Source organism: Pyxidicoccus sp. MSG2, assembly GCF_026626705.1.
GTDB lineage: Bacteria > Myxococcota > Myxococcia > Myxococcales > Myxococcaceae > Myxococcus.
In genome coordinates this window covers 6,244,270-6,264,504 of record NZ_JAPNKC010000001.1, presented here as the reverse complement: position 1 = coordinate 6,264,504, position 20,235 = coordinate 6,244,270, and the positions used below count along the sequence as shown (strand labels likewise).

The following is a 20,235-nucleotide window of genomic DNA, read 5'->3' as shown; positions in this document are numbered from 1 at the left end:
CGGACCCTAGAGCGATTCCGTGAAGATGAAAGAGAACGGCGCACATACGGCCTTTACAGCGCCCAGTGGCTGACAATCGTACCCAGGTACACCTGCGCTCCAGGACGGAAAGTGCCTCTGGAGCCACTCCCGACGTGCAGGCTGGCGCCCTCCCGCGCCCAGTCTTGCGGCGTCCTCGCGCTGCTTTACGGTCCACTGAGGGCGCGATGGCGCCGGGGTGACGCCACCGGGCCCTTCCAACCGGAAAACAGGAGGGACTTCCCATGGCCGACATCACCCGTCGCGAAGGCGGCATTCCCCGTCGTGAGCGGGACCCGTTCTCCCAGATGCAGGAATTGATGAACTGGGACCCGTTGGAGGCGATGACGCAGTTGCTGGGCGGGCGGGGCGCGGGCCCCTCGTTCATTCCCGCCTTCGAGGTGAAGGAGACGAAGGACGCGTTCGTCTTCAAGGCGGACCTGCCCGGCGTGCAGGAGAAGGACCTGGACATCTCGCTGACCGGCGACCGCCTGGTCGTCAGCGGCAAGCGTGAGTCCGAGAAGCGCGAGGAGAACGAGCGCTACTTCGCCTTCGAGCGCAGCTTCGGCTCGTTCAGCCGCGCCTTCACCCTGCCGGAGGGCGTGGACGCGGAGCACATCGCCGCGGACCTGAAGGACGGCGTGCTCCACCTGACGCTGCCCAAGAAGCCCGAGGTGCAGCCCAAGCGCATCAAGGTGGGCGGCGCCGCCGCCCGCGTCGACAAGCCGAAGGCGTAGCGTCACCCCGGTACCGGGGCACGCGGAGCCTCCAGGCTCCCTTCCCCGGTAACCGGATTGCATTCCCGCACTCCCGAGCGGAAATCACTGACAGCGGGCCTCCACCTCCTTGCATGCCCCACTCCCGGGGAGGTAAGAGGCGGCCCCTGATTTGATTCTGCAAATCAATCTCATTTCCCTCGGGAGTCCCTCTCATGAAGTGCCTTCGCCCCGTCCCGGCGCTGCTCGCGCTGTGGCTTGCCGCCTGTGGTCCGGACGTCACCGTCCCACCAGGTGTCCCCGCGCCGCCCGCCATCGAAGTGCTCTCACCGGTGGCAGGCGCGTCGTTCGATGAGCCCTCGGTGCGCCTGTCCGGCACGGTGGGCGCGGCGGGTGGGCTGGCCTCGCTGACGGCGCGGGTGGATGGCGGTGACGCGCACGCCGCCGCCGTGACGCAGACGCAGCCGGGCCACTACGCCTTCACCGTGGACCTCACCCTGCCCGCGGGCGAGAGCGAGGTGCTGCTGGAGGCGGAGGACGCGACGGGGCGCCGCGACACGCGGACGCTGCGCCTGCGCCACACGCCGGACACCACGGCGCCCCAGGTCCAGGTGCTGTCGCCGGAAGCAGGGCAGGCGCTCGGCGTGCGCCGGGTGTCCGTGGACGCCCGCGCGACGGACGACCGGGGCGTGGTGTCCGTGGCCTGGGTGCTCAACGGCGGCGAGGAGCACGAGGTGCCCCCCGCGACGGGTGACACCGGCGCGCTCGCCTTCGAGCTGACGCCGCGGCCGGGCGCCAACCAGCTCCTCCTTCGCGCCCGGGACGCGCACGGCAACGTGGGCGAGAGCACCGTGTCCTTCCACTTCGGCGGCCTCGCGTCCGCGGGCGCGCTGCACAGCGGCCTGCTGCGCGACGGGCGCATCCACGCGTGGGGCCGCAACAACCGCGGGCAGCTGGGCCTGGGCGCGGCGGTGACGGCGGACCAGAAGCAGCCCCAGCCGGTGCCCGGCCTCGAGGGCGTGGCCTCCATCGCCTTCAACCAGAACTTCTCGGTGGCGCTCCGCTCGGACGGCACCGTGTGGACGTGGGGAGAGAACGCGGACGGCCAGCTCGGCCTCGGCACGCCTCCCGAGCCGGGCCAGCCGCACACCCCGGACGTCACCCTGCGCCGCGAGCCCACGCGCGTTCCCGGACTCGACGGGGCGGTGGCGGTGGCGCTCGGCTACCGGCACGCCCTGGTGTTGCTGGAGGACGGCTCGGTGCGCGCCTTCGGCAACAACGCCGACGGGCAGCTCGGCGACGGCACCGTCGAGTCGCGGGACTACCCGGTGCCCGTGCGGGGGCTGACGGGCGTGGTGAAGCTGGTGGGAGGCTCGCAGCACTCGGCGGCCCTCGAGCGAGACGGCACCGTCTGGGTCTGGGGCCGCAACACCTACGGCAACCTGGGCGCGGGAAGCACGGACCAGGACGTGCACCCCACGCCGGCGCGGGTGCCGGGGCTGGAGCAGGTGGTGGACCTCGCCAACGGCAGAGACCACCTGCTCGCGCTGCACGCGGATGGCACGGTGTCCGCGTGGGGCCTGGCCGCCAGCGGGCAGCTCGGCACGGGCGCGGCGGGCACGCCGCGCGCGGCGCCGGTGAAGGTGAAGGACCTCATCGACGCGCGCGCCGTCTACGCCAACGGCAACTTCAGCTTCGCGCGGCGGGCGGACGGCTCGCTGGTGGGCTGGGGGCAGAACGGCAACGGGCAACTGTGTGTCGGTGACAAGGAAGACAGGCCCGGGCCCACGCCCGTCTCCACCGAGGTGAGCCCCGTCGCCACCCTGGGCATGGGCGCCACGCACGTGCTCGCCCTGCGCCGGGACGGCTCGCTGTACGGGTGGGGGTGGAACCTCAACGGCTCGCTGGGCCCGGAGGCCGTCATCGACCGGTGGTCCTACACCAATCCCATCTCGGTGCCGGTGCCTTGAAGCAGCGTCCCGTCCTGTCCCTGGGAGCGCTGCTCTGGGCGCTCGGCCTCGGCGCGTGCGGCGGCGCGGGCAGCGCACCGCCGCCCCTTGCGCCTCCCGACGCAGGGCCCGGAGAGTCCCCTCCCGATGCCGGGCCCGGGGAGCCGCCGCCCCCTCCCCCACCGCGCTTCGACGTGGTGGAGGAGGGCGAAGCGTGGCCCGGCGGCGCCACCACCGTCCCGTCCCCGGGCGCGGCCACGGCCTTCAAGCGCCCGGCCGCCAACCTCACGCTCGCGCGGCGCGCGGAGTTCTTCACGGGCGAGGCCGTCTTCGAGGCGGACTGGCTGCCCGCGCCCGACACGCGGGCGGAGCGGGACGGGCTGGGCCCGCTGTTCCACTCCGTCTCCTGCGTCGCCTGCCACCTGGGCAACGGGCGGGGCCGTCCTCCCGAAGGGGACGCGGTGGCGGACACGCTGCTGGTGCGCCTGTCGGTGCCCGGCGCGGACGCGCACGGCGGGCCCCTTCCGGAGCCCACCTACGGGGACCAGCTCCAGCCCCACGGCATCCCCGGCGTGCCCGCCGAGGGACAGGCGCGCCTGCGCTGGACGGAAGTCCCCGGTACCTTCGCGGACGGAGCGCCCTACTCGCTCGCCGCGCCGGAGCTGAGCCTCACGGATTTGGCGCACGGCCCGCTGTCTCCGGACACGCGCACCTCGGCGCGGGTGGCGCAGCCGCTGCCGGGCCTGGGCCTGCTGGCGGCGGTGCCCGAGGCGACGTGGCTGGAGTGGGCGGACCCGGACGACGCCAATGGCGACGGCGTCTCCGGCCGGCCCAACCGTGTCTGGAGCCGGCGTGAGGGCCGCGCGGTGCTGGGGCGCTTCGGGTGGAAGGCCAACCAGCCGGACCTGGAGCACCAGAACGCGGGCGCGCTGCTGGGCGACCTGGGGCTCACCTCACCGCTACTCGCGGACGAGGGCTGCACCCAGGCCCAGGCCGCGTGCCGGGCCGCGCCGGGCGGCGGCACGCCGGAGGTGAGCGAGCGACAGGCCCGTGCGCTGGACTTCTACACGCACACGCTGGCGGTGCCGGCGCGCGAGCACGTGGACGCGCCCCAGGTGCTGGCGGGCAAGGCCGTCTTCCACCGCGTGGGCTGCGCGCGCTGCCACCGCCCATCGCTCACCACCAGCACGCTGGCCGGCTACCCGGAGCTGTCCGGCCAGCGCATCTGGCCCTATTCGGACGGGCTGCTGCACGATTTGGGCGACGCCCTGGCGGACGGGCGCGAGGACTTCCTCGCCACCGGCCGCGAGTGGCGCACGCCGCCCCTGTGGGGCCTGGGCCGCACGCGCGCGGTGAGCGGGCACACCCGCCTGCTGCACGACGGCCGGGCGCGCTCGCCCCTGGAGGCCATTCTCTGGCACGGCGGCGAGGCCCAAGGCGCGCGCGAGGCCGTGCACCACCTGACGCAGGCGGAGCGCGACGCGCTGCTCGCCTTCCTCGACTCGCTCTGACGCGAAGGGCCCGCCTCAGGCCCGCGCGGCGGGCGGGCCCGCGCGCGGCAGGCGGATGCGGAAGGTGGCGCCCTCGCCGGGGGTGCTGTTCACCGACACCTCGCCGCCGTGCGCCTCCACGATTCGGCGCAGCCGGTACAACCCCAGCCCCAGCCCGCCATAGTGGCGCACCGGCACCGCGCGCTCGAAGCGCCGGAAGATGCCGTCCACCCGCCCCGGGGCGATGCCGATGCCGTGGTCCGTCACCACCAGCGTCGCCGTGTCCGGCCCGGACTCCAGCGCCACCTCCACCGGCTTGCCGGGCCCGAACTTCATCGCGTTGGACAACAGGTGCGTCACCACCTGGGACAGCCGCGCCACGTCCCACCGGCCCGACGTGGGCACCAGCGGCCGCACCACCAGCTGGCAGCCCACGCGCGCGGCCGCTTCCTCGGAGCGCGACACCACCTCGCGCACCACCGACGCCAGGTCCACCTCTTCCAGGTACAGCCGCGGCGCTCCGCCCTGGAGCTGCGACACGTCCAGCAGCGACTCCACCAGGTCCGCCAGCCGCTGCACCTGCCGGTCCGCCGAGTCCAGCGCCCGCGCCAGCCGCTCGGGCGCGGACGCCACGCCCGCGCGCAGCACGCCCTGGGCGCCCTGCACCCGCAGGCGCAGCGCCGCCAGCGGCGTGCGCAGCTCGTGCGCGGCCACGCTGAGGAACTCGTCGCGCGCGCGCACCGCCTCCTGCGTCTCGCGGTACATGCGCAGCTGCTCCGTCACGTCGCCGATGATGCCGGCCATGCGCACCGCCCGGCCCTGCGCGTCGCGCATCGCCTTGCCCCGGCTCACACACGAGCGGTAGCCCCCGGTGGAGTGCCGCAGCCGGTAGGACACGTCGTACGGCGCGCCCCGCTCCAGGTGGGCGGCCAGCGCGGCGAGCACGTCCGGCCGGTCCTCCGGGTGAATCAGCTCCGTGAAGGCCTCGTACGTGCCCGCGAAGTCCTCCGGCCTCAGGCCCAGCATCTCCAGCAGGCGCGGGCTCCAGTAGAGCGTCTGGCGGCGCAAATCCCAGTCCCAGATGCCGTCATACGAGCCATTCACCACCAGCCGGAAGCGCGCCTCGCCCTCGCGCGCGTTGCGCTCGGCCTGCTCCAGCAGGCCCACCCGCCGCTCGAGCTGCCGCACCATCCGGTACAGGTGCTCCTCGGTGCCCAGCTCCAGGGGCGGGGCCACGTGCGAGGGGGCCCCCGCGCGCAGCTCGTGCAGCAGCGCGCCCACCAGCTCGTCGCCCTCCTGCGTGCGCCGCACGAAGCCGTTGGCCCCCACGTTGTGGGCCATGCGCAAATCCAGCTCGTCGGGCACCACGGTGTGCGTGAGGATGACGGGCACGCGCGTCAGCCGCGGGTCCTGCCGCAGCGCCAGGCACAGCCGGAAGCCGTCCAGCCCCGGCATCAGCGCGTCCGCCAGCACCACGTCGGGGCTCCGGCGCCTCGCCAGCTCCAGCGCCGTCACGCCGTCGGGGGCCATGAGGACCTCGAAGCGCAGCGGCACCAGGTGCAATTGCAGCAGCTTGCGGGACACCGGGTCGTCATCCGCCACCAGCACCGTGGGCCGCGCCGCGCCCCCGGCCTCGCGGACCTCCGGGGGCAGCGCCTGCCGCACGCACTCCACCAGCGCGCCCAGCGACAGCGGCCGGTCGAGGAAGCCGAGCCCCGGCAACTCCACGTTCCGCAGCCCCTCCTGCTCGGCGGGGAAGGCCATGACGCGCGGCACCGCGCCCGACACCTTCAGGGCCCGCCCCAGCGCCTCCTGCCCCACCGGGCCCGCCGCCAGCAGACCCGCCGTCAGCAGGCCCGCCGCCACCATCAGCACGTGCGCTGGCTCGGCGTGCAGCAGGGTGATGGCCGCCGGGAGGTCCGCCAGGGCCGTCACCTGCCACCCCTGACTCTCCAGCGCCAGCACCTGCAGTTCCCGTACGGGGCCGGGTTCTTCGACGAGCAGGAGGGTGGGCTTCATCTCGGCGAGTTCGACAGGGCGGGCGGGCAGGCAGGACGCGGCTTCCGCCCTGACGATGAAGAAAGAGTCGCAGTCTGTGCAGCGGGGCCACCGAGTCAAGCCGTCCCGACGCAAGTGTTCTCCGGTGCAAACCGGCCAGATGTCCGATGCCTCCCCGCCCGCGCCGGAGGCGCGGCAGCCTCCCGACCACCGCCAACGCATCCGCGTAACGGATGCATCCACGGTTTCAGCAGTAGCCGCGTCAACACTGGCAGCGTGGGTCGGCTCCCTCCAGCCGTCCGAGCGTCTACAAACACGTGGCCACCTGGAGACCCACGGGGTCACTCCCCGGGGAACCGGCTCGCGGCCTCCGGAAGAAAGCCGCACTCGCCGAGAGCACGGAAAACCCACCCGGGTGCCTCTCGACTCGGCCTCTACGTGTCTACGAGGGCAACAGAAGTTCTTCTGCAAGACAGTTGCATCAGTGTCGCGAGCGCCCGTCCGCCCCCACGCCTCGGAGAGTCGGGACGGACCCTCCGGGTTGTTTCGTGACACAGGTGAAAGTGCATGGCAGTTGCGTTAATTGAAAGGACATCATGGGAGCCAAGAGACTTGCCGCGCAGCCGAAGCTCACCGAGTTCCAGGACCGCATCCGTGCCGCGGGCCTGCGCAGCACCGCGCCCCGCGTGGCGGTGCTGAGGGAGCTGGAGAGCGCCTCCTCGCCGATGAGCCATGCCGACCTGGTGGACTCGCTCGGTGACGAGGGTTACGACCGGGTGACCATCTACCGCAACCTGACGGACCTGACCGAGGCCGGGCTGGTGGTGCGGGCGGACCTGGGAGACCACGTCTGGCGCTTCGAGCTGAAGCGCGAGGGTGAGGAGCATGGCAGCAGCCATCCCCACTTCACCTGCACCGACTGCGGCACCGTGGCGTGCCTCCCGGAGGAGTCGGTCCGCATCGCCTCGTCCAAGGGCGTGCCCCGCGCGGTGTCCCAGCGCGCGGTGGAAGTGCAGCTGCGCGGCCTGTGTGACCGCTGCGTGTGACGGACGGGGCCCGCCTTCGCTCCCTCGCGGGGCAAGCCGGGCCCGCCGACTCCCGGCTCGCGTGACGCTGGCCCTGTAGGGCCGCTCGCGCCGGGCCGGAAAGCGCGCGGACGGTGGAGCCACCGCCCGCGCGAGCCCTTCCGGGGACTTCCGCGCTACTGGATGGTGTACGCCACCGTGCCGCTGCAGCTCCCGCTGGAGTAGCAGCCGGCGCGAATCTGGTACGTGCCCGCCGTGGTGGCCTTGAAGCTGGCGAACGACAGCGTTCCGCACGCGTCGTCGTTGGAGGCCGCCAGCGTGGTGCCGTTGTACAGGCGCAGGTACGTGTCACCGGTGCCCGAGGCGCCGGGCACCGTGCAGGTGCCGAAGTTGAGCGTCTGGCCGGCGGCCAGGGTGACGTTGCGGTTGGTGGTGTTCTGCTGCGCGCTGTTGGTGTTGGTGGCCGTGAAGGTGAACGTCACCGGCGTGGGCGGCGGCGGGTAGCCGGCGCACAGGCGCGTGCTGGTGGCCACGCCGCAGTACGCGTCGATGGCGGGCCGCACGTAGGTGATGTCCTCGCCGCGGCAGCCCGTCTCCGTGCACACGTTGACGATGTTGCAGCTCCCGTTGGCCTTGTAGTCCGTCTCGCCGCGCACCAGGATGCCGGCCACCGTGTAGCCGCTGTTCTCGTACACGCCCGAGCCGGAGTTGCCGCCGAAGGTGTCCGTGCTGGCGACGAAGTAGTCCAGCGTGCTGGCGCGCGCGTCGCGCACCGAGCCGCCCGAGTCAATCTTGAAGGGGATGCCGCTGCCCGAGCCAATCACCGTCACGTTGGTGCCCACCGCCAGCGCGGCGTTGCCCGCGCGGATGGGGGCCGGGGTGAAGCGCGGGGTGGCCACGCGGTCCAGCTTGAGGATGGCGTAGTCCAGGTTGCGCCCGTTCACCGTGGCCTGCTGGCGCGCGACGATGGACGTACAGGAGAAGATGTCCGCCGTCGTCACCGTCTGCATGGCGTTGGCGGCCGTGCGGTAGAAGTTGAAGACCAGCCGCGTGCTGGTGCAGGCCGACGCGCTGGTGACGCAGTGGCCCGCGGTGAGCACCAGGTCATCGTCGATGAGCGTGCCCGAGCAGAACGCCGGCGTCAGGTCCGTCAGGAAGCGCTCGGTGCTGCACAGGCCGTACGCGCTCTGCAGCGTGGACGCGTTGAAGGTGACGTTGTTGGGGTTGGTCGCGTTGTAGTCCGACGTGTTCATCAGCGCCACGGTGGCCTGCTGGGCACGGGCGCGCAGGGTGGCATTCGCGTGCGCGTACACGTCCGTGCGGTTGTCCGTGCCGTAGACGACGGGCTGCTTCTCCGTGCCCGTGGGCGCGCTGTCGGCGGTTCCAGCCTCCGGGGCCGGGCCACACGCCGCCAGGGAGAGGGTACACAGCAGCGTGCCGAGCAGCGTCCTGCGGGTGGAGAACCGGGGGATTCGCATGAGGTGAACACTCCTTTGGGGGTGAAGGCCGTCCGCCCGACGACGGGCCGGAGGCCGCCCCCATGCTGTCTCCACCTTGGATTATCCGCAACTCAACCAATTCACGAAGTGAAGGAAGACCCAGTCCCCCGGGATTATTGCAACTTGGATACAAATAGAACTGAATATGCACGAATGGAAAACCCCGAGGGCGGGGTTGATCCACCCCGCTACAGGCCGGACGCGGGCGGCGCGGGCCCTTTCGTTGGCTGCTGAGCATTCCACCCGGCCGTCTTCCGGCCTGCGCTTCCGCCAGGGAGGGGGCGGACGCATCTAGTCCGCGGTGTTGAGCGGGATCTGCCTTCCCGACCTCGCCGGAGGCCTGGGTGCAACCGCTTCAGACACTGCTGGTCGTGGACGACGACCTGGACATTCGAGATGCGCTCCAGGACGTCTTCGAGCTGGAGGGCTACGCCGTCCTGCTCGCCGCGGACGGCCTGGAAGCGCTCGCCCAATTGCGCCAGGTGGAGACACCCCCGGGGCTCATCCTGCTCGACCTGATGATGCCGCGCATGGACGGCTTCGCCTTCCGCGAGGCCCTGCGCCACGACGCGGCCCTCTCCGACATCCCCGTGCTGGTGGCCAGCGCGGACCTGGACGTGAAGGGCGCGGCCGAGGGGCTGGAAGTGGCCGGCTGGCTGCGCAAGCCGTTGGACCTGTCCGAGCTGCTGTCCGCGGTGAAGCGCCTCAGCCAGGCGGCCTGAGGACTGCCGCCCCCGCCTGCCTGCTCTCCAGTCGGGAGGGTTGGGCGCGGGGGTGAGCAGGTTGGCACGGGAAGAGAGCCTCCCCACCCTTGCTCCCAGAAGTCAGAACAACTGACCGAAGGGAGAGGGAACCATGAAGAAGCTCATCGCCACGCTGGCCCTGTGCATGGGGACTGCCGCTTTCGCGCAACAGGCGCCGTCCAAGCAGCAGGTGCCCGGACCCGAGACGGAGAAGAAGATGGAGACCGGCGTCGACGCCACGGAGGTCGGCCCCGCCATCGGCAACACCGCCAAGAAGGTGGTCGGCGCCCAGACGGAGGACGAGGGCACCTTCAAGATGGACAAGGCCATGAGCCTGTCGGGCACCATGAAGGATGCCACCGCGGACGGCGTGAGCATCGCCCGCGCGGGCCTGCCCGACGCGGACCTGGACGTGCGTGACAAGACGGTGCTGATGCTGGACGGCAAGAAGGTGGAGAAGACCGACCAGATTCCCGAGGGCTCGCAGGTGCGCGCCAAGTTCCAGCTCGAGGGCCAGGAAGTCGTGGCCCTGGAGCTGCGCGCCACCAGCCCCAAGGGCACCAAGAAGGACGTGAAGAAGAAGGAGCCGGCCACCGGTGGCTCCGGCACGCAGGAGATGAAGGACGACGCCCAGAAGGCCGCGGACAAGGCCGAGCAGAAGGGCAGCGAGGTGAAGCAGGACGCCCAGAAGGCCGGCGAGGATGTCCACCACGAGGTGGACGAGACGCTGAACAAGTAGCCCTCGCGCTCGCACACCGAACGCGTCCGGACCGGGCCCGCTTCCCACCAGGGAGGCGGGCCCGGTCGTTTCTTCCGCCCAGGCCGTGCCCTCGCGGGCGCCACGGTGGGAAGAACTTTCACCACCCGGGGCGCTCCACCCGGCCAGACAAGCGTGGCGGGCCCGGTACGCGGCTTGCTCTGTGCCGGGCCCCATGGAGGATTCGGTGATTCGACGACTGCTGGGCGCGTGTATCGGGGTGGTGGTGGTGACGGCGTGGGCATGCGGTGGTTCGGACAATCCCGTCCCCACGCCTCCGCCGGGAGATGACATCGACGAGCGTCCGGGCACCGACGCGGGTCCGGATGCGGGCGGCGACGCGGGCACGGACGCGGGCGGCGACGCGGGCACGGACGCGGGCACCGACACCGACGCGGGCACGGACGCGGGCACCGACGCGGGCACGGATGCCGGCACCGACGGTGGCACCACCGGCGGGACGGACGGTGGGACGACGGACGGCGGCACCGACGCCGGCACGGACCCGGGGCCCACCACGGGCCCGTGGCCCACGGACAGCGTCGTCGACTACACGAAGACGTACGGGCTCTCGAAGGTGAAGGCGGTGGGCGTGGACGCCGCGCACAACATCTGGCTGCTGAACGGCGCCACCATCGGCGTGCTGCGCGCGGACACCAAGCGCGCCACGTGGACGACGTCGCCCATCGGCCAGGCCAGCGCGGGCTACAGCTCCACCGTCATCTGCGGTGGCAGCCAGGGCCGCGCCTACGTGGGCTACTACGCGGACGACCTGCGCCAGGACCCGGAGTACCCGCTGCTGCACACCAACTACATCATCAGCAAGGGCGACCCCTGTTACTACCCGTACCAGGGCGCACCCGAGTGCTACGAGTACAGCCACCGCCGCCTCCAAATCTATCGGGACGGCGACGTGGACGCGGTCCGCCTGGACACGGGCGGGCAGATTGTCCTCGAGGAGCACCTGCACCAGTCCATCCGCAACACCAAGGACGAGCAGGGCAACACGCGGGTGCAGACGGGGCCGCGCAAGATTGACGACCTGGACAACCTCGGCATCCGCAACAGCAACGACCACCACTACGACGAGGACCGCGCCATCTACAGCTGCGTGACGGTGATGCAGGGGGCGAACAAGGGCGACGTCTACGTGGGCTCCAACCACGGCGTCACCCGCATCCGCGGGCTGGAGTACAACGCCCACCGTCACCCGGTGTGGCTCAAGGACGGCAGCCAGATGGCCGGCTACACCTACGGGCTCGGCATCGCCCAGGACGGGGACGTGCTCATCGGCAACGAGTGGATGTTCGGCATCGTCACGCCGACGCCCGGCATCGGCGACTGGGACAACACCAGCAAGACGGTGAACAAGATGAAGGTGGAGTCCGCCTACCTGCCGGCGCTCAACGGCCTGAGCGAGTTCGACTACTGGCGCGGCTTCCAGCAGACGACGGACGGGACGTACTACCTGGGCAGCAAGCAGTACGGCCTGTGGCAGCTGACCGTGGGCAGGGCCGCCGACCAGGCCCAGGAGGGCACCCCGGTGAAGTCCGAGCAGTCCGACGCGGTGCAGAACATCAACGCGCTGGCGGCCACGGGCGACGGCTCGCTCTTCATCGGCACCGAGAAGTCCGGCCTGTGGCGCCTCACGCCGCAGAAGACGCTGGAGAAGGTGACGGGCGTGAAGGGCTCGCAGGTGCTGCAGCTCGTGTATGACCCGCGCGTGAAGCCGGCCATGCTCTACGTGCTGACCAACGACGGGCTGACCGTCCTGCGCGACTACTGAAGACGCGCCGGCCCCGAAGCCGGCACTGGAGCCCCGGGGTGCCCGCTGGCGCCTCGGGGCTTCGTCGCGTCTACAGCGCGGCCCGCGCCCGCACGGGCGGCTGGGGCTGGGTGGGCAGCCGGAGGATGAAGGTGGAGCCCTGCCCCTGCGCCGAGCGCACGGTGATGCTGCCGCCCATGGCCTCGACGATTTGCCGGGTGATGTAGAGCCCCAGGCCCAGGCCGCCGTAGTGGCGCTCGGACACGGCGCGCTCGAACTTGCCGAAGAGGCGGGCCATGCCGTCCTCGGAGATGCCGATGCCGTGGTCCTTCACGGCGAGCACCGCCGTGTGGCCCTCGCCCACCAGCGACACCTCCACCGGCTGGCCCGCGCCGTACTTCGCCGCGTTGGACAGCAGGTTGACGAGCACCTGCTCCACGCGCAGCGGGTCCCACGAGCCCTGCAACGGCCCGTCCAGGTGCACCGTCAGCACGCTGCCCGCCTTCTTGAACTCCTCCGCGAACGCGTCCGCCATCTGCCGCACCAACTGCGCCAGGTCCAGCTCGCGCGGCTCCAGGCTCAGCTTGCCCGCGGCCAGCCGCGACACGTCCAGCAGCGTGTTGACCAGGCTGCCCAGCCGCGACAACTGCCGCTCCAGCACCTGCGTGCGTGGGGCCAGCGCCTCCGACAACTCGGGCTGCGCGGTGCCCACCTGGCGCTGCAGCAACTGCAGGTGCAGCCGCATGCTGGTGAGCGGCGTGCGCAGCTCGTGCGCGGCCACGCTGAGGAACTCGTCGCGCGCGCGCACCGCCTCCTGCGTCTCGCGCAGGGCCTGCTCGCGCACCGCCCGCTCGCGCGCGGCGCCCGCGTCGCGCTGGGCCTCCACGCGGCGGCGCTCCGTCATGTCCTCCACGTAGATGCACGCGGCGGCGACGACGCCGTCGCGGCGCACCGGGTGGTAGCTGGCGCGGTACACGCGCACGCGCTCCACGCCGCCGCCGTGCTCGCGGTGGACGATTTCCACGCCCTCCAGCGGCTCGCCCGTCTCCAACACGCGGCGGACGCGGCGGATGACGTCGGCGCCGGAAGGCGTGCCCCGCAGCACGTCCGTCATGGAGCGGCCGAGGTGGGCCTCGCGCGGCACGCCATTCATCGCGGCCATCGCCTCGCTCACCTCCAGGAAGCGCAGCTCGGGGTCGACGAGGGCCATGCCCAGCGGCACGGTGGACATCAGCTCCGCCAGGGCCACCGGCCGCACGTCCTCGGCGGGACGCTGGCGCCCGTCACCTCCACCACCTGCTGGCGTTGTCACGTCCGGTCCCACGTCCTGGGCCGACCCGAGCCTCGGGGTCATCGTCCCCGCGTGTGTAGCAACCCCGCCTGACGACGTCACCGCGCCCCCGTTGACCGTGTGTCCAGTGGTGGAAGGATGCCCGAGTCCCACCCGGAATCTTCCTGAAATCGCGGGCGTTTCTCGGTGACCCCAGCCGCCGGCCGCATGGAGGGCAGGCGTGCGCGGGACACCTGCTTCATCCCACCCCCACCGGCTCTCGTAGACTGGAGCCACTCATGCAGCCCCCGGCACGGAGGAACCGCCCCGAATGCGCCTGAGACGCCTCGCCCGCCGCACCACGCCCCATGTCTCCTCGGCCGCCCATGCGTACCGGGAGACCCACCACGGTGGACGCAACGAGCTGGTGGCCCGGAGCGGCGCGGACCCGCTGCGCGAGGAGCGGCGGCTGCGCTGGAGGGACCACTTCTCCCTCTCCGAGAACGTCCTCTTCGTGCCGCACCTGCACGCCGAGCACGACGGGCTGAGGATCGCCCAGCTCTCCGACGTGCACGTGGGGCAGGCGACCTCCGCCCTTCGCATCCGCCGCGCGGTGGAGGCGGTCAACGAGGCGAAGCCGGACCTGGTCTTCCTCACCGGCGACTACGTGACGCACAGCCCCAAGCCGCTGCCGCGCGTGCGCGAGCTGCTGGCGGGCCTGCAGGGCCCCGTCTACGCGGTGCTGGGCAACCATGACCACTGGGTGAACGGGCCCTACATCCGCGAGGGCTTCGAGCGGCTGGGCTACACGGTGCTGCAGAACGAGCACCGCCTGGTGCACGTGAAGGGCGCGCCGGTGACGGTGCTGGGCATCGACGACGGGCGCACGGGCCGCGACGACGTGGAAGCGACGTTCCGCGGCGCGCCGGAGGGCGGCACGCGGCTGGTGCTGACGCACGCGCCGCCGACGGTGGAGAAGCTGCCCGCGCACGCCGGGCTGGTGCAGTTCTCCGGGCACACGCACGGCGGCCAGTTCGTGGTGCGCGGCCTCACCGAGGCCATCTTCCGCCGCGCGGGCCAGCCGTACATCAGCGGCCACTACCGCGTGAATGGCAACCAGCTCTACGTGAATCGCGGGCTGGGCTTCGGCTTCGGCGGCCCGTACCTGCGCCGCGGCGCCGAGCCCGAGGTGGCCTTCTTCACGCTGCGCGGCGAAGCGATGGCCGTCGCGAGCTGAGCAGTGCCCCGCGAGCGGCGGGCCGGGTAGCATGGGCGCTCATGCGCCCTCTCATCGTCCTCGTCGCCGCGCTCGCCCTGCCGGGCTGTCTCATCCCCCACACCCAGGAGAACCAGGCGGACCTCCAGACCCAGGGCCGCTTCTCCATCATCGACATGGGGGGCAGATACAGCTACCTCATCGACCCGCGCACGGAGACGTGCTTCCTGCGCATGTCGGGCTCGGACTTCAACTACTCGCTCGTGACCGTGCCCTGCGACAAGCTGAAGCGCAACCTCCCCGAGGCCGCCGCGCACATCCCCTGGGTGCCGGATGCGCAGCCGGCGGGCGGAGCGGGCGCCACGCCCGCGTCGTAGCCGCTCGCGAGCGCACTCCCGACGCAACGCTCCGCCCCTCGCGGTGGCGGACTCGCGGAAGGAGCGTTCCTTCCGCCGCCTGCAAGGGCGCCTTGCGGACCTCCCGGCTCAGTGCCGCAGCGGCATGCCCAGCCGTCCGCCGCCGAGCCCCTCTTCGCGCTTGCGGCTGCGCAGGCTGAAGGGCCCGGAGCCGAAGTAGACGATGAAGAGGGCACCTCCCGCCATGGAGAGGTTCTTCATGAAGTGGACGAGCTGGTCCTGCGCCTGCACCGGGTCGGCGATGAGCCAGAACTTGTGCACCATGAAGGCCGCAGCCAGGAGGAAGACGGCGATGGCCGCCGCCCCCAGGCGGGCGAACACGCCCAGCAGCACCATGAGGCCGCCCAGCACCAGCGCCACGCCGGACGCCAGCACCGCCATGCGGGGCTCCGGCACACCCGAGGACTGGGCATAGGCCGTCAGCGCCTGGAGTTGGAAGAAGTGGTTCAAGCCACTGGTGATGAAGATGGCCGAGAAGAGCAGCCGGCCCAGCGGCGCAAGCACGCCCATGACGTCCTCCCTGTGTCCCGCCTCCCACCCCCCTCAACGCCGGCGGGCGGAAGTCATTCACAAGGTGGCCATTGATTCCGGCGGGACAGCGGGCACCCGCCTGCCCGCCTGCTCTACGACGGTAGGACAGGGTCCCCGTCGGGTTGTCCCCGCTGCGACAACTCGCCGCACGCCGGCCCCCCCGGGGGTACGTATGGTGCCTGCCGCCGTGAGAAAGCCCCTCGCCGCCACCCTCATCCTCGCCAGCGCGGTGCTGCTGGTGCCCGGCGCCCCCGCCTGGGCCTGCGCCACCTGCGCCTGCGGGGACCCTACGCTCACCTCCATGGGCACGGAGCAGCCGTTCTCCGGCCGCCTGCGCCTGTCCACCACGCTGCGCGCTTGGGGCCACACCGTGGGCCAGGACAACGAGAACGCGCTGCGCCTGCGCGAAGCCCGCATGGACGTGGCCGCCGCGTACGCGCCGCTGCCGTGGCTGTTCCTCGCGGCCACCCTCCCCTTGCAGGCCCGCGAGGTGCGCGACGTGAGCCTCGCGCGCGAGCGCGGCTGGGGCGTGGGGGACGTGGAGATCAGCGCCAAGGCCTTCGTGTACCAGGACAAGGACTTCTCGCCGGACCACCTCTTCAGCGTGCTGGCCGGCGTGAAGCTGCCCACCGCGCCCGTGCTGCATGCGGAGGATGGGACGGAGCTGGATCTGGACACGCAGCTGGGGAGCGGCTCGGTGGACCCGCTGTTCGGCGTGGCGTACCAGCACTTCCGGGGCGCATGGTCCTTCGTCGCCAGCGCGACGGGCTTCCTGCCCACGCGCGGCATCCGGGGCTTTCGCGCCGGAGCGTCCGTGCGCACCACGCTCGCAGCGCAGTACCAGCCGGCGCCGCGCTGGGCGGTGCGGCTGGGGCTGGATGGGCGGGTGGAGAAGGCCGCGGACATCAACGGCGAGAAGGAGGAGGACGGCGGCGGTGTCATCGGCTACGCCTCGCCCGACGTCCTCTTCAGCCCGGCGACGGACATCGTCCTCGCGGCCGGCGTGCGCGTGCCCTTCTTCAACCGGCTGAATGGCCGCGTGGCCCCCACTCCCATCGCGATGATGTCCGTCGCGTATGACCTCTGAGCATACGCACATGAAGCCGTCCGTCCTCGGCGCCGCCGCCCTCCTCTGTCTCGCCGCCTGTGGTGGCGGGGACCGCGTGGAGGGGATGGAGCTGTCCCTTGGCATCACCACCGCGCGCGCCCGACCCGCCGTGGAGGCGGGGGGCGCGCGCACCCTCCTCAATGCGCAGGGCACGCGTGCGTCCTTCACCCGTGCGCTCGTCACGCTGGGCAGCGTGGAGTTGCTGCCGTGTGAAGAAGCCGGCTGGCTGCGGCTGCTGCGGGGGCTGTCGCCCGTGAGCACCGCGTGGGCGCACTCGAGCTCCAGCCCCCGGCGGCTGGGCACGCCGCATGTCCTGGGCCTGGATGGCGCGGATGGGGACGTCACGGAACTGGGCGTGCTGCGCCCACCACCGGGCCGGTACTGCCGCGCGCGGCTCACCTTCGAGCCGGCGGACTCGGACGCACAGGGACTGGCCTCCGCGACCGAGGGCCCTGAACCCGTGGACATGGAAGGCCGCAGCCTCCACGTGCGCGGCACGCGTTCCCCGACGGATGGCGGCGTGGCGCAGGCGTTCGACGCCACCAGCACCGGGCACTCGTCGGTGGACGTGGTGCTCGACGGGCTGACGCTGTCGGAGGAGCAGCCCCGGGCCACGCTCGTCTTCACGCTGGCGTGGGACATGTGGCTGGACGGGGTGGAGCCCCAGGAGCCTCCCACGCGCGTCGACCTGCTGGGCAACGTGGCCCGCTCCGCTTCGGCCCGGCCGGCCTCCACGCCATGACGCCCGTGTCCGCCCACTGGCCGGCTCCGAGGCCACATCGCAGACGCGCCTCCCCCCGCCTGCCGGCACCGTCCTGTTCGGAAATGTCGGGGGTTTTGAGGCGCGAAATGTCCCGACATTTCCGAACAGGACGCCTCAAGCCCGGCCCGGGGGCCCCACCGCGAGGTTTCGAAGGAGCTCCACACCCACGAGCACCAGGCCCCTCCTGTTCATTCCATACAGCTCGAATCCGCATCCCGATTCAGTCTGTGCCTCTTGCGAGCAGGCGGCGCGCGTGTGCATCACACCGGGTGTCCATGCGAGTCTTTCTCGCGGGCGCGCATCAACCCGAGCGGCCCCCTCCACCGTGCCATGAAGCCAGAGCCTGACGCCCCCACGCTCCCCGAGCCGGCCTCGCGAGCGCGCATCAACCTGGAGTGGCTGCTGCGGCTGCGGTGGGGCCTGCTGCTGGGCCAGGCGGTGGTCATCGCCGTGGCGGCGTATGGGTTGGAACTGGCGCTGCCCGTGCCGGTGCTCGCGGCGCTGCTGGGGCTGGAGGCGCTCACCAACCTGTCCGTGCGCGCGTGGCTGCACCGGGCGCGGCGGGTGACGGAAGGCACCATCGGCAAGCTGATGCTGTGGGACACGCTGGTGCTCACCGGTCTGCTGGCCCTCAGCGGCGGCACGCACAACCCCTTCACCACGCTGTACCTGGTGAATGTGGCGCTGGGCACGGTGCTGCTGCCCGCGCGGTGGACGTGGGGACTGTTGGGCTTCACGCTCGCGGCGTTCGGCTCGCTCTTCGTGCTTCAGGACGTGGAGCTGCCGCACGGGCTGTCCCGGCCGGACCATGCGGAGCTGATGCGGCTGCACATCAATGGCATGTGGGTGGCCTTCGCGGTGGCCGCGGGCTTCATCGTCTACTTCGTCCAGCGCGTCACCCGGGCGCTGGGCGCGCGCGAGCAGGAGCTGGCCCAGGCGCGAGCGCTGCACGCGCGGCGCGAGAAGGTGGCCTCCCTGGCCACGCTGGCGGCAGGCGCGGCGCACGAGCTGTCCACGCCGCTGTCCACCATCGCCGTGGTGGCGAAGGAGGTGGAGCGCGCGCTGGCGGCCTCGGGCACATCCGAGTCCGTGCGCGAGGACCTGCGCCTCATCCGCCAGCAGGTGGACCGCTGCCGCGACGTGCTGGTGCAGATGTCCGCGGACGCGGGGCAGACCACCGGAGAGCCCTTCCATGCGATTGCGCTGGGACGGCTGGTGGAGGACACGCTGGCGGAGCTGCCCGGCGCCGCGCGGGTGCGCGTGGAGGTTCCCGCCGAGTTGAGCGCCTGGCAGGTGCACGGCCCGCCGCGCGCGCTGGCCCGGGTGCTGCGCGGGCTGGTGAAGAACGCGCTCCAGGCCACGCCGGAGTCGAAGCCCGTGGAGCTGCGCGTGCGGGCGGAGCAGGCCCGCGCGAAGCTGGAGGTGCGCGACGGCGGCCCGGGCATGCCGGCGGAGGTGCTCGCGCGGGCGGGCGAGCCGTTCTTCACCACCAAGGCCCCGGGCGAGGGCATGGGCCTGGGCCTCTTCCTGGCGCGCACGCTGGCGGAGCAGCTCGGAGGCTCGCTGGAGCTGCGCTCCTCACCGGGCCAGGGCACCACCGCGAGCCTCGCGCTGCCGGTGGGCGGAGCGGAGGCGGCGTCATGAGCATGCGTGGCACCCGCGCCACGAGCGCATCGCGGCGGTGCGGCGTGCGGCTTCTCGCGGAGGCGGCGCCATGAGCACGGCCGGAGCACAGCACCCCAGCCTCCTCCTCGTGGACGACGATGCGACGCTGCGCGAGCGGCTGGCCCGTGCCTTCCGCGAGCGGGGCTGGGACGTCACCACGGCCGGGGACTACGACGCGGCCCTCGCCGCCGCGCGCCGCGAGTCACCCGAGTACGCCGTCGTGGACCTGCGCATGCCCGGCCGCAGCGGCCTGGAGCTGGTGAGGGATTTGCTCGCCGTGGACGCCTCCACGCGCGTCGTCGTCCTCACGGGCTACGGCAGCATCGCCACCACGGTGGACGCCATCCGCCTGGGCGCGGTGAACTACCTCCCCAAGCCCGCGGACGTGGACGACCTCCTCGCGGCCTTCGCCCGTGCCTCCGGTGAGCCCGCCGTCGCGGCGCCGGAGAGCTTCGAGGCGCCCTCGCTCGCACGCGCCGAGTGGGAGCACATCAACCGCGTGCTCGCCGACTCTGGTGGCAACATCTCCGAGGCCGCACGGAAGCTCGGCATCCACCGGCGCTCCCTGCAACGGAAGCTGCAGAAATACCCGCCTTCCCGCTAAGCCTGGACCCGACAGGTGGGGGCCCCCTGTTCGCGCGCCCCCACTTCGCGGTAGGTGGAACGCCATGTCCACCGCACTCACGCCCCGCTCTCGCAGTGACCTGGCTCGCGGCCGCTTCGGCCAGAGCCGCTACATGATTCGCCGTCAGTTCTTCAAGCTGTTCGGCGGCGCGTTCCACATCTACGACGAGGCGGGCAACGTCGCCTTCTACTCGAAGATGAAGGCCTTCAAGCTGAAGGAGGACCTGCGCATCTACGGCAGCGAGGACATGCAGGACGAGCTGCTCACCATCAAGGCGCGCAGCATCCTGGACTTCGGCGCCACGTACGACGTCACCGACGCAGCCACCGGCGAGCGCGTGGGCGCGCTGCGCCGCAAGGGCCTGCGCTCCATCCTCCGCGACGAGTGGCTCATCCTCGACGCGAACGACCAGGAGCGGGGGAAGATTGAGGAGGACAGCATGGTGATGGCGCTCGTCCGCCGCTTCCTCACCAACCTCATCCCGCAGACCTTCAGCGGCAACGTGGGCGGCGCGCCGGTGCTCACCTTCACCCAGCGCTTCAACCCGTTCATCCAGAAGATCGACCTCGACTACTCCATGGACCGGGAAGGCCGGCTGGACCGCCGCCTGGGTATCGCCGCCGCGGTGCTCCTGTGCGCGATTGAAGGCCGCCAGTCCGGGGGCTGAGCCCGGGCGCGACA

Annotated in this window: 18 protein-coding genes; 14 read left to right on the top strand and 4 right to left on the bottom strand. The window is 71.9% G+C overall.

Annotated elements, in window-relative coordinates; translation table 11 throughout:
- Nucleotides 1-263 precede the first annotated feature (263 nt).
- The 3 genes from OV427_RS24545 (at nucleotide 264) to OV427_RS24535 (ending at nucleotide 4,194) form a co-directional block, all read left to right on the top strand.
- Nucleotides 264-755, top strand: a complete 492-nt coding sequence (locus tag OV427_RS24545) for an Hsp20/alpha crystallin family protein (protein WP_267858592.1) — start codon at nucleotides 264-266, stop codon at nucleotides 753-755.
- Nucleotides 756-949: 194 nt separating this feature from the next.
- Nucleotides 950-2,704: an Ig-like domain-containing protein gene (locus OV427_RS24540; protein ID WP_267858591.1), complete on the top strand. Its 1,755-nt coding sequence runs from the start codon at nucleotides 950-952 to the stop codon at nucleotides 2,702-2,704.
- Nucleotides 2,701-4,194 (top strand): di-heme oxidoredictase family protein, encoded by a 1,494-nt coding sequence (locus tag OV427_RS24535; RefSeq protein WP_267858590.1) that lies wholly within the window; start codon nucleotides 2,701-2,703, stop codon nucleotides 4,192-4,194. Before OV427_RS24540 ends, OV427_RS24535 begins: the two co-directional genes overlap by 4 nt.
- 15 nt (nucleotides 4,195-4,209) lie before the next feature.
- On the opposite strand, the gene OV427_RS24530 is transcribed toward OV427_RS24535, so the two are convergent.
- On the bottom strand, nucleotides 4,210-6,192 hold the full coding sequence (locus OV427_RS24530) for a sensor histidine kinase (protein ID WP_267858589.1): 1,983 nt from the start codon (nucleotides 6,190-6,192) through the stop codon (nucleotides 4,210-4,212).
- Nucleotides 6,193-6,767: 575 nt separating this feature from the next.
- Between OV427_RS24530 and OV427_RS24525 the strand changes: the two genes are divergently transcribed.
- Nucleotides 6,768-7,217, top strand: a complete 450-nt coding sequence (locus tag OV427_RS24525; RefSeq protein WP_163991841.1) for a Fur family transcriptional regulator — start codon at nucleotides 6,768-6,770, stop codon at nucleotides 7,215-7,217.
- A 155-nt stretch (nucleotides 7,218-7,372) separates the two neighbouring features.
- On the opposite strand, the gene OV427_RS24520 is transcribed toward OV427_RS24525, so the two are convergent.
- Nucleotides 7,373-8,674 carry a serine protease gene (locus OV427_RS24520; RefSeq protein WP_267858588.1) on the bottom strand — a complete coding sequence of 434 codons (1,302 nt, stop codon included), beginning with the start codon at nucleotides 8,672-8,674 and terminating at the stop codon, nucleotides 7,373-7,375.
- Between the two features lie 365 nt (nucleotides 8,675-9,039).
- Between OV427_RS24520 and OV427_RS24515 the strand changes: the two genes are divergently transcribed.
- From OV427_RS24515 to OV427_RS24505, 3 genes are all read left to right on the top strand, one after another.
- Nucleotides 9,040-9,417 carry a response regulator transcription factor gene (locus OV427_RS24515; protein ID WP_267858587.1) on the top strand — a complete coding sequence of 126 codons (378 nt, stop codon included), beginning with the start codon at nucleotides 9,040-9,042 and terminating at the stop codon, nucleotides 9,415-9,417.
- 133 nt (nucleotides 9,418-9,550) lie between these two features.
- A complete protein-coding gene (locus OV427_RS24510) occupies nucleotides 9,551-10,177 on the top strand; it encodes a hypothetical protein (protein WP_267858586.1) in 627 nt (208 codons plus the stop codon).
- 205 nt (nucleotides 10,178-10,382) lie between these two features.
- Nucleotides 10,383-11,981: a hypothetical protein gene (locus OV427_RS24505; RefSeq protein WP_267858585.1), complete on the top strand. Its 1,599-nt coding sequence runs from the start codon at nucleotides 10,383-10,385 to the stop codon at nucleotides 11,979-11,981.
- Nucleotides 11,982-12,051: 70 nt separating this feature from the next.
- Here the strand turns inward: OV427_RS24505 and OV427_RS24500 are convergent, their stop codons facing one another.
- Nucleotides 12,052-13,272, bottom strand: a complete 1,221-nt coding sequence (locus OV427_RS24500) for an ATP-binding protein (RefSeq protein WP_267858584.1) — start codon at nucleotides 13,270-13,272, stop codon at nucleotides 12,052-12,054.
- A gap of 289 nt (nucleotides 13,273-13,561) precedes the next feature.
- Between OV427_RS24500 and OV427_RS24495 the strand changes: the two genes are divergently transcribed.
- Complete coding sequence (locus OV427_RS24495; RefSeq protein WP_267858583.1) at nucleotides 13,562-14,467, top strand: metallophosphoesterase; 906 nt, start codon at nucleotides 13,562-13,564, stop codon at nucleotides 14,465-14,467.
- A 41-nt stretch (nucleotides 14,468-14,508) separates the two neighbouring features.
- A complete protein-coding gene (locus OV427_RS24490) occupies nucleotides 14,509-14,823 on the top strand; it encodes a hypothetical protein (protein ID WP_267858582.1) in 315 nt (104 codons plus the stop codon).
- Between the two features lie 108 nt (nucleotides 14,824-14,931).
- On the opposite strand, the gene OV427_RS24485 is transcribed toward OV427_RS24490, so the two are convergent.
- On the bottom strand, nucleotides 14,932-15,372 hold the full coding sequence (locus tag OV427_RS24485; RefSeq protein ID WP_267858581.1) for a DoxX family protein: 441 nt from the start codon (nucleotides 15,370-15,372) through the stop codon (nucleotides 14,932-14,934).
- A gap of 208 nt (nucleotides 15,373-15,580) precedes the next feature.
- On the opposite strand from OV427_RS24485, the gene OV427_RS24480 reads away from it, so the two are divergent.
- The 5 genes from OV427_RS24480 to OV427_RS24460 all read left to right on the top strand — a co-directional run bounded on the left by OV427_RS24480 (nucleotide 15,581) and on the right by OV427_RS24460 (nucleotide 20,221).
- Nucleotides 15,581-16,480: a transporter gene (locus OV427_RS24480; RefSeq protein ID WP_267858580.1), complete on the top strand. Its 900-nt coding sequence runs from the start codon at nucleotides 15,581-15,583 to the stop codon at nucleotides 16,478-16,480.
- A 10-nt stretch (nucleotides 16,481-16,490) separates the two neighbouring features.
- Complete coding sequence (locus OV427_RS24475; protein WP_267858579.1) at nucleotides 16,491-17,243, top strand: hypothetical protein; 753 nt, start codon at nucleotides 16,491-16,493, stop codon at nucleotides 17,241-17,243.
- A 351-nt stretch (nucleotides 17,244-17,594) separates the two neighbouring features.
- On the top strand, nucleotides 17,595-18,908 hold the full coding sequence (locus tag OV427_RS24470; RefSeq protein ID WP_267858578.1) for an ATP-binding protein: 1,314 nt from the start codon (nucleotides 17,595-17,597) through the stop codon (nucleotides 18,906-18,908).
- Between the two features lie 70 nt (nucleotides 18,909-18,978).
- Nucleotides 18,979-19,533 carry a response regulator transcription factor gene (locus OV427_RS24465; protein ID WP_267858577.1) on the top strand — a complete coding sequence of 185 codons (555 nt, stop codon included), beginning with the start codon at nucleotides 18,979-18,981 and terminating at the stop codon, nucleotides 19,531-19,533.
- A gap of 64 nt (nucleotides 19,534-19,597) precedes the next feature.
- A complete protein-coding gene (locus tag OV427_RS24460; protein WP_267858576.1) occupies nucleotides 19,598-20,221 on the top strand; it encodes a hypothetical protein in 624 nt (207 codons plus the stop codon).
- Nucleotides 20,222-20,235: the final 14 nt, after the last annotated feature.

What these genes read in the sequence shown, in the direction of transcription:
- OV427_RS24495 (WP_267858583.1), top strand. Translation starts at nt 13,562, where the DNA reads ATGCGCCTGAGACGCCTCGCCCGCCGCACCACGCCCCATGTCTCCTCG.
- OV427_RS24465 (WP_267858577.1), top strand. Translation starts at nt 18,979, where the DNA reads ATGAGCACGGCCGGAGCACAGCACCCCAGCCTCCTCCTCGTGGACGAC.
- OV427_RS24525 (WP_163991841.1), top strand. Translation starts at nt 6,768, where the DNA reads ATGGGAGCCAAGAGACTTGCCGCGCAGCCGAAGCTCACCGAGTTCCAG.
- OV427_RS24520 (WP_267858588.1), bottom strand. Translation starts at nt 8,674, where the DNA reads ATGCGAATCCCCCGGTTCTCCACCCGCAGGACGCTGCTCGGCACGCTG.
- OV427_RS24485 (WP_267858581.1), bottom strand. Translation starts at nt 15,372, where the DNA reads ATGGGCGTGCTTGCGCCGCTGGGCCGGCTGCTCTTCTCGGCCATCTTC.
- OV427_RS24460 (WP_267858576.1), top strand. Translation starts at nt 19,598, where the DNA reads ATGTCCACCGCACTCACGCCCCGCTCTCGCAGTGACCTGGCTCGCGGC.
- OV427_RS24530 (WP_267858589.1), bottom strand. Translation starts at nt 6,192, where the DNA reads ATGAAGCCCACCCTCCTGCTCGTCGAAGAACCCGGCCCCGTACGGGAA.
- OV427_RS24470 (WP_267858578.1), top strand. Translation starts at nt 17,595, where the DNA reads ATGAAGCCAGAGCCTGACGCCCCCACGCTCCCCGAGCCGGCCTCGCGA.
- OV427_RS24540 (WP_267858591.1), top strand. Translation starts at nt 950, where the DNA reads ATGAAGTGCCTTCGCCCCGTCCCGGCGCTGCTCGCGCTGTGGCTTGCC.
- OV427_RS24545 (WP_267858592.1), top strand. Translation starts at nt 264, where the DNA reads ATGGCCGACATCACCCGTCGCGAAGGCGGCATTCCCCGTCGTGAGCGG.
- OV427_RS24490 (WP_267858582.1), top strand. Translation starts at nt 14,509, where the DNA reads ATGCGCCCTCTCATCGTCCTCGTCGCCGCGCTCGCCCTGCCGGGCTGT.
- OV427_RS24510 (WP_267858586.1), top strand. Translation starts at nt 9,551, where the DNA reads ATGAAGAAGCTCATCGCCACGCTGGCCCTGTGCATGGGGACTGCCGCT.
- OV427_RS24475 (WP_267858579.1), top strand. Translation starts at nt 16,491, where the DNA reads ATGAAGCCGTCCGTCCTCGGCGCCGCCGCCCTCCTCTGTCTCGCCGCC.